This window comes from Streptomyces sp. NBC_01410 (assembly GCF_045040195.1).
Classification (GTDB): domain Bacteria; phylum Actinomycetota; class Actinomycetes; order Streptomycetales; family Streptomycetaceae; genus Streptomyces.
Map to the genome: position 1 here is coordinate 1677488 of NZ_CP109530.1, position 16993 is coordinate 1694480.

The 16993-nt window shown below is 69.4% G+C and carries 16 protein-coding genes; 2 read left to right on the forward strand and 14 right to left on the reverse strand.

Annotated features, from left to right (window positions below; genetic code table 11):
* Positions 1 to 9 precede the first annotated feature (9 nt).
* Positions 10 to 1272 carry a histidine--tRNA ligase gene (hisS, locus tag OG741_RS07700; protein WP_405596087.1) on the reverse strand — a complete coding sequence of 421 codons (1263 nt, stop codon included), beginning with the start codon at positions 1270 to 1272 and terminating at the stop codon, positions 10 to 12.
* An 11-nt stretch (positions 1273 to 1283) separates the two neighbouring features.
* Positions 1284 to 2021 (reverse strand): MBL fold metallo-hydrolase, encoded by a 738-nt coding sequence (locus OG741_RS07705; protein WP_405596088.1) that lies wholly within the window; start codon positions 2019 to 2021, stop codon positions 1284 to 1286.
* A gap of 133 nt (positions 2022 to 2154) precedes the next feature.
* Here OG741_RS07705 and OG741_RS07710 point away from each other — a divergent pair, with 133 nt between their 5' ends.
* Positions 2155 to 2946 carry a peptidylprolyl isomerase gene (locus tag OG741_RS07710; RefSeq protein WP_405596089.1) on the forward strand — a complete coding sequence of 264 codons (792 nt, stop codon included), beginning with the start codon at positions 2155 to 2157 and terminating at the stop codon, positions 2944 to 2946.
* Between the two features lie 177 nt (positions 2947 to 3123).
* Positions 3124 to 4353: a DUF349 domain-containing protein gene (locus tag OG741_RS07715; protein ID WP_405596090.1), complete on the forward strand. Its 1230-nt coding sequence runs from the start codon at positions 3124 to 3126 to the stop codon at positions 4351 to 4353.
* A 76-nt stretch (positions 4354 to 4429) separates the two neighbouring features.
* Here OG741_RS07715 and OG741_RS07720 read toward each other — a convergent pair whose 3' ends face one another.
* The 12 genes from OG741_RS07720 to OG741_RS07775 all read right to left on the reverse strand — a co-directional run bounded on the left by OG741_RS07720 (position 4430) and on the right by OG741_RS07775 (position 16814).
* Positions 4430 to 7000, reverse strand: a complete 2571-nt coding sequence (locus OG741_RS07720; protein ID WP_405596091.1) for a RelA/SpoT family protein — start codon at positions 6998 to 7000, stop codon at positions 4430 to 4432.
* A 227-nt stretch (positions 7001 to 7227) separates the two neighbouring features.
* Complete coding sequence (locus OG741_RS07725; RefSeq protein ID WP_405596092.1) at positions 7228 to 7770, reverse strand: adenine phosphoribosyltransferase; 543 nt, start codon at positions 7768 to 7770, stop codon at positions 7228 to 7230.
* Positions 7767 to 8861 (reverse strand): protein translocase subunit SecF, encoded by a 1095-nt coding sequence (secF, locus tag OG741_RS07730; protein WP_405596093.1) that lies wholly within the window; start codon positions 8859 to 8861, stop codon positions 7767 to 7769. The genes OG741_RS07725 and secF overlap by 4 nt, the downstream gene beginning before the upstream one ends.
* 1 nt (position 8862) lies before the next feature.
* Positions 8863 to 10620 carry a protein translocase subunit SecD gene (secD, locus tag OG741_RS07735; RefSeq protein ID WP_405596094.1) on the reverse strand — a complete coding sequence of 586 codons (1758 nt, stop codon included), beginning with the start codon at positions 10618 to 10620 and terminating at the stop codon, positions 8863 to 8865.
* A gap of 146 nt (positions 10621 to 10766) precedes the next feature.
* The gene (yajC, locus tag OG741_RS07740) at positions 10767 to 11258 is read right to left on the reverse strand and encodes a preprotein translocase subunit YajC (protein ID WP_405596095.1); all 492 of its coding nucleotides are present in this window, start codon (positions 11256 to 11258) and stop codon (positions 10767 to 10769) included.
* A gap of 164 nt (positions 11259 to 11422) precedes the next feature.
* Entirely contained in the window at positions 11423 to 12502 is a 1080-nt protein-coding gene (gene ruvB / locus OG741_RS07745; RefSeq protein WP_405596096.1) for a Holliday junction branch migration DNA helicase RuvB, read from the reverse strand.
* A 31-nt stretch (positions 12503 to 12533) separates the two neighbouring features.
* Positions 12534 to 13157 carry a Holliday junction branch migration protein RuvA gene (ruvA, locus tag OG741_RS07750; RefSeq protein ID WP_405596097.1) on the reverse strand — a complete coding sequence of 208 codons (624 nt, stop codon included), beginning with the start codon at positions 13155 to 13157 and terminating at the stop codon, positions 12534 to 12536.
* Positions 13154 to 13696, reverse strand: a complete 543-nt coding sequence (gene ruvC, locus OG741_RS07755) for a crossover junction endodeoxyribonuclease RuvC (RefSeq protein ID WP_405596098.1) — start codon at positions 13694 to 13696, stop codon at positions 13154 to 13156. The genes ruvA and ruvC overlap by 4 nt, the downstream gene beginning before the upstream one ends.
* A gap of 118 nt (positions 13697 to 13814) precedes the next feature.
* Entirely contained in the window at positions 13815 to 14567 is a 753-nt protein-coding gene (locus tag OG741_RS07760) for a YebC/PmpR family DNA-binding transcriptional regulator (RefSeq protein ID WP_405596099.1), read from the reverse strand.
* A gap of 63 nt (positions 14568 to 14630) precedes the next feature.
* On the reverse strand, positions 14631 to 15221 hold the full coding sequence (gene pdxT, locus OG741_RS07765; protein ID WP_405596100.1) for a pyridoxal 5'-phosphate synthase glutaminase subunit PdxT: 591 nt from the start codon (positions 15219 to 15221) through the stop codon (positions 14631 to 14633).
* Positions 15221 to 16135, reverse strand: coding sequence for a pyridoxal 5'-phosphate synthase lyase subunit PdxS (gene pdxS, locus OG741_RS07770; RefSeq protein ID WP_405596101.1), 915 nt, complete (start codon positions 16133 to 16135; stop codon positions 15221 to 15223). The genes pdxT and pdxS overlap by 1 nt, the downstream gene beginning before the upstream one ends.
* Positions 16136 to 16268: 133 nt before the next feature.
* A complete protein-coding gene (locus OG741_RS07775; protein WP_405596102.1) occupies positions 16269 to 16814 on the reverse strand; it encodes a hypothetical protein in 546 nt (181 codons plus the stop codon).
* Positions 16815 to 16993 lie beyond the last annotated feature (179 nt).

Consider the following 16993-nt stretch of genomic DNA (forward strand, 5'->3'; position numbering starts at 1 on the left):
AGAACCCCGTCAGGCCAGGCGTTCGCGAACCGCGTCCAGGACCGCGTCCAAGGCCACCGGCGACTGCTCGCCGGACTGCATGTCCTTCAGCTGGACGACCCCCTCCGCGAGGTCCCTCTCACCGGCGACCAACGCATACCGCGCCCCCGACCGGTTCGCACTCTTCATCGCGCCCTTGAGCCCCTTCCCGCCGTACGAGAAGTCCGTCGCGACACCCGCCCTGCGCAGCTCGGTGACGAGACCGAACAGCACGCGCCGCGCCTCCTCGCCCAGCGGGACCGCGAACACGCTCGTGGTGGCGGGCAGTTCGAGCTCGATGCCCTCCGCCTCCAGCGCCAGGACCGTACGGTCCACGCCGAGCGCCCAGCCGACCGACGGGAGCGCCGGGCCGCCGATCATCTCGGAGAGGCCGTCGTAGCGGCCGCCGCCGCCCACCGCGGACTGCGAGCCGAGACCGTCGTGGACGAACTCGAAGGTCGTGCGCGTGTAGTAGTCGAGGCCGCGCACCAGCTTCTCGTCGTCCTGGTAGGCGACACCCGCCGCGGTCAGCAGCTCGCGCACCTCTTCGTGGTACGCCTTGCACGCGTCGCACAGGTAGTCGCGCAGCAACGGCGCACCCACCAGCTGCTTCTGGACCACGGCCCGCTTGTCGTCGAGGACCCGCAGCGGGTTGATCTCGACCCGGCGCCGGGTGTCCTCGTCGAGCTCCAGCCCGCGCAGGAAGCCCTGCAGCGCGTCGCGGTAGACGGGCCGGCACTCCTTGTCGCCCAGGGAGTTGAGAAGAATGCGGAACTGGCTGAGGCCGAGCGTGCGGTACGCCTGGTCGGCCAGGATGATCAGCTCGGCGTCGAGCGCCGGGTCCTCCGTCCCGATCGCCTCGGCGCCGACCTGCGAGAAGTGCCTGTAGCGGCCCTTCTGCGGGCGCTCGTAGCGGTAGTACGAGCCGGAGTACCAGAGCTTGACCGGCAGATTGCCGAGCTTGTGGAGATTGGCCTGCAGCGCCGCGCGCAGCACGGACGCGGTGCCCTCGGGGCGCAGCGCCAGCTTGGTGCCGCCCTTGGTCTCGAAGGCGTACATCTCCTTGGAGACGATGTCGGTCGACTCGCCGACGCCACGCGAGAACAGCTCGACGTTCTCGAATCCGGGCGTCTCGATGTAGCCGTAGCCGGAGTTCTTCAGCGGCGCGGCGATGGCCTCACGCACCGCCAGGTACTTGGCCGACTCCGGCGGGATCAGGTCGTACGTGCCCTTGGGGGCCTGAAAGGTGCTCACGGAAACTCTCGTCACATTCCTCGTCGAGGAGCGGGTTCCGCTCCCGGCCGGGCGGCCTCGGGGGTCTGGGGGTGTCCCCCAGAAGACGCAGCCCGGAGGTACGGGTTGGCGGCACGCTCGCGGCCGATGGTCGTCTGGGGGCCGTGGCCGGACAGCACCACGGTCGAGTCGTCGAGCGGCAGGCACACACGCGCCAGCGACTCGAGCATCTCGGCGTGGTCGCCGCCGGGCAGGTCCGTGCGTCCGATGGAGCCGGCGAACAGCAGATCGCCCGAGAAGAAGACCGACGGGATGTCATCGGCCTCGGGCATCCGGAAGGTCACCGACCCCTTGGTATGGCCGGGCGCATGCGCGACCGAGAAGTCGAGTCCGGCGAGGCGCAGCTGCGCGCCGTCGGCCAGTTCCTTGACGTCGTCCGGCTCCCCCACGGTCAGCTCACCCATGAGCGGCATGCCGATCGACATGCCCAGGGCCTTTTCCGGGTCGCTCATCATGTACCGGTCCGCGGGATGGATCCATGCGGGTACGTCATGGGCCCCGCACACCGGGACGACGGAGGCGACATGGTCGAGGTGGCCATGGGTGAGGACGACGGCGACGGGCTTGAGCCGATGCTTCTTGAGTGCTTCCTCGACGCCTTCGGTGGCCTGGTGACCTGGGTCGATGATCACGCACTCCTCACCTGCGGCGGGGGCGACCAGGTAACAGTTGGTCCCCCAGGCCCCGGCGGGGAACCCGGCAATAAGCACGATCGTCCTCGGTGTGGTGGTGGAGAGCAGCAGATCAGAGCCTACCGGCGCTGCTCGTCCCACAGCCAACCCGTATACGGTACGGGGCACACTCGACCGGTTGGCATCACGCGACGTACAAGGAGAACACCCGGTGGTCACCAGCGATCAGCGGCGGCGGCAGCTCGCCAGGGAGAAGTTCGAGCGCCAGCAGCAGCGTCGGGCCCAGTCCCGCAAGAAGAAGCAGCGGTACACGATCGTCGCGGCGGTGCTCGCCGTAGTGCTCGCCGCGGGCGCCGCCGCCTATGCCTCGATCGGGCTGTCCGACGGGGACGCCAAGGCCGACGGCGCGGCGGGCGACAGCCAGTCCCCCAGCGCCGCCCCTTCCCCGAGCGAGAGCGCCTCCCCCGAGCCCGCCATGTCGATCGACAAAAAGGCGAAGTACTCGATGGAGCTCGCCACGAACCAGGGCGCCGTCAAGATCGCCATGGACGCGGCCAAGACCCCGCACACCGTGAACTCGTTCAAGTCCCTGGCGGACAAGGGCTACTTCAACGGGACGAAGTGCCACCGGCTGACCACGGAGGGGATCTTCGTGCTGCAGTGCGGAGACCCGAAGGGCGACGGCACGGGCGGCCCGGGGTACACGATCGCGGACGAGAATCTGACCGCGCTGGGCAAGGCGGGCGCGGACGGCACCGTGACCTATCCGGCCGGGACCGTGGCGATGGCCAACACCGGCCAGCCGCATTCCGGAGGCAGCCAGTTCTTCCTCGTCTACAAGGACTCCAAGCTGCCGCCGACCTACACACCGTTCGGAACGATGGACGCCGCGAGCCTCAAGGCCGTACAGACCGTGGCGAAGGACGGAGTGGCGGGCGGAGCCAAGGACGGGGCCCCCAAGAAGGCTGTCACCATTGAGAAGGCGGTCGTCCCGAAGGCGTGAGCCGGGGAATTTCGGCCGCGCTGAGTGCGGACAGCCGGGCGGCCGGTCGCCTAGATTGGGCGTTGTGCAGCGCGGCCCGGATTGTTGCGTTGTGGAGGGCGGGCGCGGCCCGTCCAGGAAACTGTGGACGATGCCCGGGGGCGAACCCCCTCGCAGGCATCAGGTGGAGGAGGCGCTGTGAGCAGCGACCCGTGGGGCCGTGTCGATGAGACGGGCACCGTGTACGTGCGTACTGCCGATGGCGAGAAGGTCGTCGGATCGTGGCAGGCAGGGACTCCCGAGGAGGCTCTGGCCTACTTCGAGCGCAAGTACGAGGGCTTGGTGGTCGAGATCGGCCTCCTCGAGCGGCGGGTGAAGACCACCGATCTCTCGGCCAAGGACGCCCAGACCGCCATCGACCATCTGCGCCAGCAGGTGGACGAGCATCACGCCGTCGGCGACCTCGACGCACTGAGCAAGCGCCTCGACGGGCTCGTGGCGACGGTCGAGAAGCGCCGCGAGGAGCGCAAGGTCCAGAAGGCGAAGCAGAGTGACGAGGCGCGCCACGCCAAGGAGGCCCTGGTCACCGAGGCCGAGGAGCTGGCGCAGAGCGAGCAGTGGCGGGCGGCCGGTGAGCGGCTGCGGGCGCTGGTGGACACCTGGAAGGGCCTGCCCCGGCTCGACCGGAAGTCCGACGACGAGCTGTGGCACCGCTTCTCGCACGCCCGCTCGGCGTTCTCCAAGCGCCGCAAGGCGCACTTCGCCTCGCTGGACGCTCAGCGCGAGGAGGCCCGTAAGACCAAGGAGAAACTGGTCACCGAGGCCGAGTCGCTGTCCGGCTCCACGGACTGGGGCACGACAGCCGCCCGCTACCGCGAGCTGATGACGGAGTGGAAGGCCGCGGGCCGCGCCCAGCGCGAGTCCGAGGACGATCTGTGGAACCGTTTCCGCGGCGCCCAGGACGTCTTCTTCGCCGCCCGCAGCGAGGTATTCGCCGAACGGGACGCCGAGCAGGGCGAGAACCTCAAGCTCAAGGAGGAGCTCGCCGCCGAGGCCGAGAAGCTGGTGCCGGTGACGGATCTGAAGGCCGCGCGAGCCGCCTTCCGGGCCATCAACGAGCGCTGGGAGGCCATCGGCCATGTGCCGCGGGACGCCCGTCCCAAGGTCGAGGGCCGGATGCACGCCGTGGAGCGGGCGCTGCAGGAGTCCGAGGAGACCGAGTGGCGCCGGACGAACCCGGAGGCGCGTGCGCGTGCCGAGGGTCTGACCGGTCAGCTGCAGGCGGCCGTGGACAAGCTGCGCGGGCAGATCGACGCGGCGCGCGCGGCAGGCAACAACGCCAAGGCCGACAAGCTCGCCAAGGAGCTCGAGGGCCGGCAGGCGCTGCTGGACCAGGCGCTGAAGGGCCTGGAGGAGTTCGGCGGCTGAAAAGCTACATGGAAGGGCCCCCTGTACGTCACGCTCACGTACAGGGGGCCCTTCGTCCGCGCTGTGGCGCGTCGCGCTACGGCCTGCGCGCCGATGTGACCCGGTAGACGTCGTAGACGCCCTCCACGCCCCGTACCGCCTTCAGTACGTGCCCGAGGTGCTTCGGGTCGCCCATCTCGAAGGTGAAGCGCGAGGTGGCCACCCTGTCGCGGGAGGTCTGGACGGCCGCGGACAGGATGTTGACGTGCTGGTCGGACAGGACCCTCGTGACGTCCGAGAGCAGCCTGGACCGGTCCAGCGCCTCGACCTGGATGGCGACCAGGAAGACCGAGGACTGGGTCGGGGCCCATTCGACGTCGAGGATGCGCTCCGGCTGCTGCGAGAGCGAGTCGACGTTGACGCAGTCCGCCCGGTGAACCGATACGCCACTGCCGCGCGTGACGAAGCCGATGATGGGGTCACCGGGGACGGGCGTACAGCAGCGGGCCAGTTTGACCCAGACGTCCTCGACACCCTTGACGACCACACCGGGGTCGGCGTTGGCCCGGCGCTTGGAGCGGCTGCGCGAGGGCGGTGTGCTCTCGGCGATGTCCTCGTTGGCGGCCTCTTCGCCGCCCAGGGCCTGCACCAGCTTCTGTACGACGCCCTGCGCGGCCACATGGCCCTCGCCGATCGCCGCGTACAGGGACGAGATGTCGGGGTAGCGCATCTCGTGCGCCAGCGTGACGAGCGAGTCGCCGGTGAGGATGCGCTGGATGGGCAGGTTCTGCTTGCGCATGGCCCGCGCGATGGCGTCCTTGCCGTGTTCGATCGCCTCCTCGCGGCGCTCCTTGGAGAACCAGGCGCGGATCTTGTTGCGTGCCCGCGGCGACTTGACGAAGCCGAGCCAGTCGCGCGAGGGGCCGGCGCCTTCGGCCTTGGAGGTGAAGACCTCGACCAGGTCGCCGTTGTCGAGGGTCGATTCGAGCGGTACGAGCCGCCCGTTGACCCGCGCTCCTATGGTCCGGTGGCCGACCTCGGTATGGACGGCGTAGGCGAAGTCGACGGGCGTGGCACCCGCCGGAAGCGCTATGACGTCGCCCTTCGGTGTGAAGACGAAGACCTCGTTGCGGGAGAGGTCGAAGCGCAGGGACTCCAGGAACTCGCTGGGGTCCTCGGTCTCCTTCTGCCAGTCCAGCAGCTGGCGCAGCCACGCCATGTCGTTGACGGTGTCCTGGCCGGCGGTGCCCTTGCCCGCCTTGGGCACGTCGGTACGGACCTTGGAGGTGCCGGCGACGGTCTCCTGCTTGTACTTCCAGTGCGCGGCGATGCCGTACTCGGCGCGGCGGTGCATGTCGAAGGTGCGGATCTGCAGCTCGACGGGCTTGCCGTTGGGACCGATCACCGTGGTGTGCAGCGACTGGTACATATTGAACTTGGGCATCGCGATGTAGTCCTTGAACCGGCCGGGGACCGGGTTCCATCGCGCATGGACCGTGCCGAGCGCCGCGTAGCAGTCGCGGACGGTGTCGACGAGGACGCGGATGCCCACCAGGTCGTAGATCTCCGCGAAGTCACGGCCGCGGACGATCATCTTCTGGTAGACGCTGTAGTAGTGCTTCGGGCGCCCGGTGACGGTGGCCTTGATACGGGCGGCGCGCAGATCGGACTGGACCTCGTCGGTCACTATGGCGAGGTACTCGTCGCGCTTGGGCGCCCGCTCGGCCACGAGCCGCACGATCTCGTCGTACATCTTGGGGTAGAGGATCGCGAAGGCGAGGTCCTCCAGCTCCCACTTGATGGTGTTCATGCCCAGCCGGTGGGCCAGGGGCGCGTAGATCTCAAGGGTCTCGCGGGCCTTCTTCTCCTGCTTCTCCCGCTTGAGATAGCGCATCGTGCGCATGTTGTGCAGCCGGTCGGCGAGCTTGATGACCAGGACACGCGGGTCCTTGGCCATGGCGACGACCATCTTGCGTACGGTCTCGGCCTGCGCGGCCTCGCCGAACTTGACCTTGTCGAGCTTGGTGACGCCGTCGACGAGCAGGGCCACCTGGTCGCCGAAGTCGCGGCGCAGCGTGTCCAGGCCGTACTCGGTGTCCTCGACGGTGTCGTGCAGCAGCCCCGCCATCAGCGTCGCCGGGTCCATGCCGAGCTCGGCGAGGATCGTCGTGACGGCGAGCGGATGCGTGATGTACGGGTCGCCGCTCTTGCGCTTCTGGCCGCGGTGCCAGCGCTCGGCGACCTGGTAGGCGCGCTCGACCTGACGCAGCGTGGAGGTCTCGATCTTGGGGTCGTTGCTGCGCACTATCCGCAGCAGCGGCTCCAGGACGGGGTTGTACGGCGACGAACGCTGGACGCCCAGGCGGGCCAGGCGGGCGCGCACCCGGTTCGAGGAGCCGCCCGTCCGGGGGACGGCGGCGGGCGTGGGCCGGGGGGTGGTCGTCGGCAGGGGCGCGGGGACGGGGGCAGCACCGTTCGCACTCCCCCTGGGAGCACCTCCCAGCGGCAGCTGGGGGGCTTCGGCCGGGGGGGTCCCCATCTCGCTCCGCTCGGACACTCCCGGCTTCGGCTTCCCGGCCGGCTTGTTCTCGGGCGTGACAGGGGCTGCCGCGGCCTTGTCGGCCTGCTGGTCGGGCTGCGCGGCGGCGTGCTGGGCCTCGTCTGGCAAGAGCGCTCCTCGTGCGGTTCCGGGTCCCCCGGTCAGGCCCGGAGAAGCCATGGTATCGACCTCGGAGTTCTGGTGCTCAGGAGGTGGCAGGTCCGGACATGACGGGAGAGGGCACCCCCAATCGCTGCGGTTGCCCTCTCGTCACTGCGCGCCGACGGCCGATGGCGCAGAGGAACGGGCGCCCCGGGAAGATCCCGGGGCGCCCGTTCCTCGATCGACCCATGGGGTCAGAGCGTGATCAGCGCCTCCAGCGGAGCACCGCGCAGCGCGAGCTCCAGACGGGTGCGGCCGCCGAGGAAGCCGAGCTCCATCAGCACAGCGACCCCCGCGACGTCGGCTCCGGCCCGCCGGATGAGCTCCAGCGAGGCCTCGGCGGTGCCGCCGGTGGCGAGGACGTCGTCGATGACCATGACGCGGTCGCCCGCGCGCAGGTCCTCGGCGTGCACCTCGATCTCGGCGGTGCCGTACTCCAGCTCGTACGCCTGCGAGAGCGTCGCTCCGGGGAGCTTGCCCGCCTTGCGTACGGGAATGAAGCCGAGCCCGGCCCGGATGGCGACCGGTGCTCCCAGGATGAAACCGCGCGCCTCGAGACCGACGATCTTCGTGGCCTCGTAACGCGTGCACAGCTCGGCGAGCACGTCGGTGAGAACCGTGAAGGCCTCCGGGTCCGCGAGCAGGGGCGTGATGTCCTTGAACATCACCCCCGGCTTCGGATAGTCCGGGACGTCACGGATGCGGCTGAGCAGCAGCTCCGAGGTGGCGGCGGTCATCGGCGCTTGCCCGAGGGACGGCCGCGGCCACGGTTGCCGCGCGGGCCCACGACGGCGCCGGCCGGCGCCACGTCGCCCGTCTCCGCGTCCTCCGGCTCACCGGAGTCCTCCGCCGACACGCCCTCGGCGGCCGCCTTGGCGCGCTTGGCGAGCACCCGCTTCTTCAGGGCCTTCATCTGCGGCTCGCGCTCCTTGAGGTCGGCGACGAGCGGTGTGGCGATGAAGATCGAGGAGTACGCACCGGCCGCGAGGCCGACGAACAGCGACAGCGAGATGTCGTTGAGCATTCCGGCACCGAGGACGCCGCCACCGATGAAGAGCAGTCCGGCAACCGGCAGCAGCGCGACGACAGTGGTGTTGATGGAACGCACCAGCGTGCCGTTGAGGCTGCGGTTGGCGATCTCGCTGTAGGTGTAGCGGGTCTGCTTGGTGATGTCCTTCGAGCCCTCCTTGAGACCGTCGAAGACGACCACGGTGTCGTAGAGGGAGTAACCGAGGATGGTCAGCAGACCGATCACGGTGCCCGGCGTGACCTCGAAGCCCACGAGTGCGTACACACCGATGGTGATGGTGAGGTCGTGGATCAGCGCGATCAGGGCGGCGATGGCCATGCGCCACTCGAAGGCGATCGCGAGGTAGATCACCACCAGGAGCATGAAGACCGCGAGACCGGTCCACGCCTTGTTGGCGATCTGCTCACCCCAGCTGGGGCCGACGATCTCGGCGCTCTCCATGGGGACCTTCAGGTCCTCGGCGAGGGTGTCGGCGACCTTGTTCGCCTGGGTCTGGTTGAGCTCGCTCACCTGGATCCGCAGACCGCCGCTGCCGAGCTTCTGGACGATCGCCTCATGGCCCGACGCCTCTTCGGCGTACGACTGGGCCTGGCTGACGGAGACGTTCGTCTTCGGGGTGGTGAAGACGGCGCCACCCTTGAACTCGATACCCAGGTTGAGACCCTGCACCGCCAGGCCGAGGATGGCCGTGATGGTGATCAGGATCGAAACCCCGTACCAGATCTTCCGCTTGGCGACGAAGTCGTAGCCGACCTCGCCGCGGTAGAGACGGGCGCCGAGGGTGCCAAGTCGCGACATCTCACGCCTCCTTCGGGTCGATGGGGGCGGAGGCGCGACGGGAGCGGCGCAGCGGGGGCTTGGCACCCAGCCGCCTCGGGTCGAGGCCGGACCACGGGTGGCCGTCCGCGAAGAACTTCTTGCGGGCGAGCAGGGTCATGATCGGCTTGGTGAAGAGGAACACCACGACCACGTCGAGCACGGTGGTCAGGCCGAGAGTGAACGCGAAGCCCTGGACCTTGCCGACCGTGACGATGAACAGCACCGCGGCGGCGAGGAACGACACGAAGTCGGAGACCAGGATCGTGCGCCGGGCGCGCGGCCAGGCTCGCTCGACGGCGGGCCGCAGCGTACGGCCCTCCCGGATCTCGTCGCGGATTCTCTCGAAGTACACGATGAACGAGTCCGCGGTGATACCGATCGCAACGATGGCACCACACACCGCGGGCAGATTCAGGGCGAAGCCGATGCCGGGGCCGAGCAGAGCCATGATCGTGTACGTCAGGATCGCGGAGACGATGAGGCTGAGGATCGCGATCAGGGCCAGGCCGCGGTAGTAGGCCACCAGGTAGATGATGACCAGCGCGAGACCGATCGCACCGGCGATGAGACCCGCCTGGAGCTGCTCACCGCCGAGGGCGGCGGAGACGGTCTGGACGCTCTGCTCCTTGAAGGTGAGCGGAAGCGCACCGTACGAGAGGATGTTGCCCAGGTCCTGGGCGGACTGCTGGGTGAAGCTGCCGGAGATCTCGGCGTTCGCGCTCAGTGTCTGCCGCACGGACGGCGCCGAGACAACCTCACCGTCGAGGACGATCGCGAACTGGTTCATCGGAGGCTGCTGCTGCGACAGCTTGCTCGTGATCTTCTGGAACTTCTTGGAGCCACCGTCGGTGAAATCCATCTGCACGATCCACTGACCGCTCTGCTGGTCGATCGTGGCCTTGGCGTCGTCGACGTCCTTGCCGTTGACCTCGGCAGGGCCGAGAACGTACTTCTCCCACTGCCCCTCGGAGTTCTTGCCACAGGCGACGAGCGGGTCGTCGGCCTTGACGCCGACACCGGCCGCGACGCGGGCCTCCTTGTTCGTGCAGTCGAGAGCCAGGAACTGCTTCTGCAGCTTGTCGGCGCCCGCTGTGTCCCCGGAGGGCGGCGGCTTCGGCGTCCCGGAAGGCTTGCCCGAACCGGCGGGGGTCGGGGTCGGGGTCGGCGCCTTGAGGGCGTCGGTCACCGCGCGGCCCTGCGTGGTCGGCGTGGCCGAGGGGGTGCCGGACGGCGCGTTGGCCGTCGGCTTGCCCGTCTCCTTGGCCTTACCGTCCTTGGCCTTGCCGGTCGGCGAGGCGCTCGGGGTGGGCTGGGGAGCGGTGGGGGTGCCAGCGGCGACCGTCAGCACCGGCCGGAAGTAGAGCTGGGCGGTGGTGCCGACCTGCTCACGGGCCTGCTCGGAATTGGTCCCCTTGGGGATGTTGACGATGATGTTGCGTTCGCCCTGAGTCTGAACCTCGGCCTCGGAGACGCCCAGACCATTCACACGGCGCTCGATGATGCCGACCGCGGTCTTCATGTTGGTCTCGTTGATCGCGTTCGGTTTACCGGGTTCGTTCTTCGCCTCGAGCGTGATGGACGTACCGCCCGCCAGGTCGATACCCAGACGCGGCGTGAGCTGTCCCGCCAAGAACATCCCGCCAGTGAGCGCGACCATGGCGATCAGGATCAGAGCCAGGGCGCGCCCCGGCTTGCCCTGAGCCCCCGCGGGCCTTCGGCCCCTATTCGGTGCTGCCACCTTCTCGTTTCTCCCTGTCCAACCGCCCCGCGCCGGGTGTGCGCCGGGGCGGCCACGAAGTGTTGTGGGGACCTGCCCCCGCAGAATTCAACACGACCGTGGGACCGCCGGGCACCGGTAGGCGCCCGCGCGGTCCCCGACCATGGCTACTTCGCGTCGGTCTCGCCGTCGGCCTTGCCGTTCTTGGACTCGGCGTCCTCGGGCTTGGCGTCCGCGACCTCGGTGTCGTCGGCCTCGGCGGCCTCGGGCTTCTTGCCGAGGTCGATCTTGGCGTCGTCCGAGGAATCGGAGTCGCCGGCCTCGGTCAGCGAGGAAGCGTCGTCCGGAACGATGGGGCCGTCGGACTTGAGGTCACCGTCGCCGTGCACGATGCGGTTGTACTCCTCGTCGTCGAGGACCGCCCCGATCGAGTTCTTGGCGAACACCAGGTGCACGCCGGGGGCAGCCTCGAGGAGAACCGTGTCGTGGTTGACCTCCTTGACGGTGGCGTACAAGCCGCCGATGGTCCGCACGCCGGTGCCGGGCTGCATCTGGTCACGCATCTGCGCGGCCTGCTGCTGCTTCCTCTTGGCGGAGCGGGTCATCAGGAACATGGCCCCGATGAGCACGATAAAGGGGAGGAGGGTCAAGATATTCACGGGGCGGAATTCCTTCGCACGACCGCGCGGATGAACGGCCTGATCTACGGGGGTGGGCACGCCGACCTGTAAGGGCGGCATCGGCGGAGTCTAAGCGAGTCCGCATCATTGGAACAACGCCCAGCATCGCACCCTGGTTCCTGGCCCGGCGAGTATCCGCGCCGTCACGTCCCGAACAGACCCTGTTGTCCGGCTGCGCCCGGGGCCTGCTGAGGCGGTACGAGGCCGAGGTGGGCCCAGGCGGCAGGGGTGGCGACCCGGCCGCGCGGCGTGCGGGCCAGCAGTCCCTCCCGTACCAGGAAGGGCTCGGCCACCTCCTCGACCGTCTCGCGCTCCTCCCCCACGGCCACCGCGAGCGTCGACAGACCCACCGGGCCCCCGCCGAAGAGCTTCAGCAGCGCCGTAAGGACGGCACGGTCGAGGCGGTCGAGTCCGCGGGCGTCGACCTCGTACACCTTCAGGGCGGCGGCTGCCACCTCGCGAGTGATCAGGCCGTCCCGCTTGACCTGGGCATAGTCACGGACACGGCGCAGCAGCCGGTTGGCGATACGGGGCGTCCCGCGGGAGCGTCCGGCGATCTCGGCGGCGCCGTCGGCCTCTATGTCGAGGTCGAGAAGCTGTGCGGAGCGGTGGATCACGCGCTCCAGCTCCGCGGGCTCGTAGAACTCCATGTGTGCGGTGAAGCCGAAGCGGTCGCGCAGCGGAGGCGGCAGCAGTCCGGCCCGGGTGGTGGCCCCGACCAGGGTGAACGGAGGCAGCTCCAGCGGAATGGCGGTGGCTCCCGGGCCCTTGCCGACGATCACGTCGACCCGGAAGTCCTCCATGGCCATGTAGAGCATTTCCTCGGCGGGCCGCGACATCCGGTGGATCTCGTCGAGGAAGAGAACTTCCCCCTCCTGGAGCGAGGACAGGATCGCGGCCAGATCACCTGCGTGCTGGATGGCCGGGCCGGAGGTGATCCGGATCGGGGCGTTCATCTCCGCCGCGATGATCATGGACAGGGTGGTCTTGCCGAGGCCGGGGGCGCCGGAGAGCAGGACATGGTCGGCGGTCCCGCCGCGGGCGAGGGCCGCCTTCAGGACGAGGTCCAGCTGCTCCCGGACCCGTTCCTGGCCGACGAACTCGTCCAGCGACTTCGGCCGCAGTGCCGCCTCGACGGCCTGGTCCTCGCCGTCGGCGGACGCGCCGACGAGCCGCTCGGCGGCGATGTCGTCGGTCATCGGTGCGGTGTCGTCCCAGTTCACAGTGGATTGCCTCGCGCGTCGATGGCTGGAGTCAGCGGGTGCGGTTCAGGGTCTGCAGGGCGGCCTTGAGGAGCGGGCCCACCGAAGGTGCTCCCTCGGCGGCCTCGGCCTGCGGGGCGACGGCGGCGACCGCCTCGTCCGCCTCGCGGGTGGCGTAGCCGAGGCCGATCAGCGCGGCGTGCAGCTGGTCGCGCCATGCCATGGGTGCCGCCGCGGCGGTGCCGATGCCCTGCCTGCCGATGTGGGCGCCGACCGGCTCGCCGAGCCGGTCCTTCAGTTCGAGCAGCAGCTTCTGCGCACCCTTCTTGCCGATGCCCGGCACCGCGGTCAGCGCCCGCTCGTCACCCGTGGCGACGGCGACGCGCAGCGCGTCCGGGGTGTGCACGGCGAGCATCGCCTGGGCAAGGCGCGGTCCGACGCCGCTCGCGGTCTGCAGCAGCTCGAAGACCTGGCGCTCGTCGTCGTCGGCGAAGCCGTACAGCGTCAGCGAGTCCTCCCGTACGACGAGGGAGGTGGCGAGCTTGGCCTCCTTGCCGATACGGAGCTCGGAGAGGGTGTTCGGGGTGCACTGGACGGCCATGCCGACTCCGCCGACCTCGATGACCGCGGTGGTGGGGGCGAGGGCGGCGACCGGGCCGCTCACAAAGGCGATCATGCGGTACGGCCTTTCGGTGCGTGCACGGTGCGATGTGCGGCGACGGCTTGCTGGAGGCGATTGTGCGCGGGCGCCCGCCAGATGTGGCAGATGGCGAGCGCGAGAGCGTCCGCCGCGTCGGCGGGCTTGGGCGGAGCGTCGAGCCGCAGCAGCCGGGTGACCATCGCGCCGACCTGCGCCTTGTCGGCCCGGCCGCTGCCGGTGACGGCGGCCTTGACCTCGCTGGGCGTGTGCAGGGCGACGGGGATGCCGCGGCGGGACGCGCAGAGCATGGCGATCGCGCTGGCCTGCGCGGTGCCCATGACCGTACGCACGTTGTGCTGGCTGAACACCCGCTCCACCGCGACGTATTCGGGCCGGTGCTCGTCCAGCCAGCGCTCGATGCCCTGCTCGATGGCGACCAGCCTCGGGCCCAACTCGGCGTCCGCCGGGGTTCGTACGACACCGACGCCGAGCATGGTCAGGGGACGGCCCGCGACGCCCTCGACCACACCGACGCCGCACCGGGTCAACCCGGGGTCCACACCCAGTACCCGCACACCGCCCCCCTTCGTCGATCGCCTGTTTGTGCAGGCTATCCGGTGTCACTGACAGAGCAGACCGACAAAGCGGCGGGCCGACGGGGTGTGTCCCGTCGGCCCGCCGTTTGACTGCCTGTCAGGCGTCGACCTTCTCCATGATCTCGTCCGAGACATCGAAGTTGGCGAAGACGTTCTGCACGTCGTCGCTGTCCTCGAGCGCGTCGATCAGCTTGAAGATCTTGCGCGCGCCCTCTTCCTCCAGCTCGACCTGCATGGTCGGGACGAAGTTGGCCTCGGCCGAGTCGTAGTCGATGCCGGCCTCCTGGAGCGCGGTGCGCACCGCGACCAGGTCGGTGGCCTCGCTGAGCACCTCGAAGGACTCACCGAGGTCGTTGACCTCTTCGGCGCCCGCGTCGAGGACGGCACCGAGCACGTCGTCCTCGGAGAGCTCACTCTTGGGGACGATGACAACGCCCTTGCGGTTGAAGAGGTACGAGACCGAGCCGGGGTCGGCCATCGAGCCGCCGTTGCGGGTCATCGCGACGCGGACGTCGGAGGCCGCGCGGTTGCGGTTGTCCGTGAGGCACTCGATGAGCACCGCCACGCCGTTGGGGCCGTAGCCCTCGTACATGATCGTCTCGTAGTCGGCGCCACCGGCCTCGAGACCGGCGCCGCGCTTGACCGCGGAGTCGATGTTCTTGTTGGGGACCGAGCTCTTCTTCGCCTTCTGGATGGCGTCGAAGAGGGTCGGGTTGCCCTCGACATCGGCGCCGCCGGTGCGGGCCGCGACCTCGATGTTCTTGATCAGCTTCGCGAAGAGCTTGCCGCGCTTGGCATCGATCACGGCCTTCTTGTGCTTCGTCGTAGCCCATTTAGAGTGGCCGGACATCTGCCTGTCTCCTTCGCGTAACCCATTCCTGCTGCGTTCGGCAGAGATCCTACCGGGACGGCGTCACCGGGCGGCGCGCACCATGTCCACAAACAGACCGTGTACGCGGTGATCGCCGGTGAGTTCAGGGTGGAACGAAGTTGCCAGGACATTGCCCTGCCGTACGGCGACGATGTGACCGCCGTGCTCGGCCAGCACCTCGGCCTGGGCGCCGACCGACTCCACCCAGGGGGCGCGGATGAAGACACCCTCGACCGGTCCGCCGTCCACGCCCGCGACCTCGACGGCCGCCTCGAAGGACTCGTTCTGCCGGCCGAAGGCGTTGCGGCGGACGATCATGTCGATGCCGCCCAGCGTCTCCTGGCCCGAACGCGGGTCGAGGATCTTGTCGGCGACCATGATCAGACCGGCACAGGTGCCGTAGACGGGCATGCCCGCCGCGATCCGCTCGCGCAGCGGCTCCATCATGCCGAAGAGAACCGCGAGCTTGGACATGGTGGTCGACTCGCCGCCGGGGATGACGAGGCCGTCGACCTCGGCGAGTTCCTCGGGGCGCCTCACCGGCCTGGCCACGGCGTCAGCCGCGGCCAGGGCGATCAGGTGCTCCCGTACGTCGCCCTGGAGGGCCAGGACGCCAATAACGGGAGTGGTCATTACCAGCCTCGGTTCGCGTAGCGCTCGGTCTCCGGCAGGGTGTCGCAGTTGATGCCGACCATGGCCTCACCGAGGTTGCGGGATGCCTCCGCGATGATCTTGGGGTCGTCGTAGAAGGTGGTGGCCTTCACGATGGCCGCGGCGCGCTTGGCGGGGTCGCCCGACTTGAAGATGCCGGAGCCGACGAAGACGCCCTCGGCGCCGAGCTGGCGCATCAGCGCGGCGTCGGCGGGGGTGGCGACGCCACCGGCGGAGAAGAGGACCACCGGCAGCTTGCCCAGCTCGGAGACCTCCTTGACCAGCTCGTACGGGGCGCGGAGCTCCTTGGCGGCGGCGTACAGCTCGTTGTTGTCGAAGCCGCGCAGCCTGGCGATCTCGTTCTTGATCTGGCGCAGGTGGCGGACGGCCTCTACGACGTTGCCGGTGCCGGCCTCGCCCTTGGAGCGGATCATGGCCGCGCCCTCGGCGATACGGCGCAGGGCCTCGCCCAGGTTGGTGGCGCCGCACACGAAGGGGGTGGTGAACGCCCACTTGTCGGAGTGGTTGACCTCGTCGGCCGGGGTCAGCACCTCGGACTCGTCGATGTAGTCGACGCCGAGGGACTGCAGAACCTGGGCCTCGACGAAGTGGCCGATCCGCGACTTGGCCATGACCGGGATGGAGACGGCCTCGATGATCTCTTCGATCATGTTGGGGTCGGACATCCGGGCCACGCCGCCGTCCTTGCGGATGTCGGCGGGGACCCGCTCCAGGGCCATGACGGCCACGGCGCCCGCGTCCTCGGCTATCTTCGCCTGCTCGGCGTTGACCACATCCATGATCACACCGCCCTTGAGCTGCTCGGCCATGCCGCGCTTGACGCGCGCGGTGCCGGTCTCGGGGGCCTGCGGGATGGTGGGAAGCGTGCTGGACACGGATGGACCTCACTCGGAGACGACGTTGTAGTGCCTCACCGATGGAACATGCGCGGACCAGTCCACTGCAAGGGCCAATGAACAGCCGGTGGATCGTTTTCGAAGCTCAGGTGCGGGTTCGCTCAGGTGCGGGTCATGTGCCCGGGCGGTCCGCCAGGGCGACCGGGGGCTCGTCGTCCATCTCGAAGGCCAGCGGGAAGGGCGCGTGGCCGGCCAGCCGGAACCAGCGGACCGTACGGTGACGACGCAGGGCGCGGGCCGCGCGTACGGCGTCGTTGTGGAAGCGGCGCGCCATCGGGACGCGGCGTACGGCCTGGGCGAGCTCGCCCGCGGCATCCTCGCCGCCCGGGACCACGCGTACGGCCTCGACCTGCGCGGCCTCGCCGAAGACGGCCCGCAGCGCGGCACTGAGCTCGCTCTCGGCGACCTCGCGCTGTTCCTCCTCCGCCTGGCGGGCGGCGTGCGCGGCCTCGTACAGCACGATCGACGCGGCCGGATCGAGCACACCGGAGGTGGCGAGCTCCTGGGTGACCGAGGCGCGGCGCAACAACTGGGCGTCGAGGGCGGCGCGGGCGGCGTCGATACGGGAGTGCAGCCGGTCGAGCCGTCCGGCGGTCCAGCTCAGATACAGGCCGATCGCGACGAGGGCGACGACGGTCCAGATGAGGGTTGCGGTCACGGGCGGCAAGGCTACCGGTGGCGGCGTGGCGCCTGCGGCGGGGCTGTTGTTACCGGGGGCTCCGCCCCCGGACCCCCGCTCCTCAAACGCCGGAGGGGCTGAATTTCGCGTCCGGGACCGGCGGGGCTGGATGTGCGGCTGGGCCGCACATTTCAGCCCGTCCGGCGTTTGAGGACATG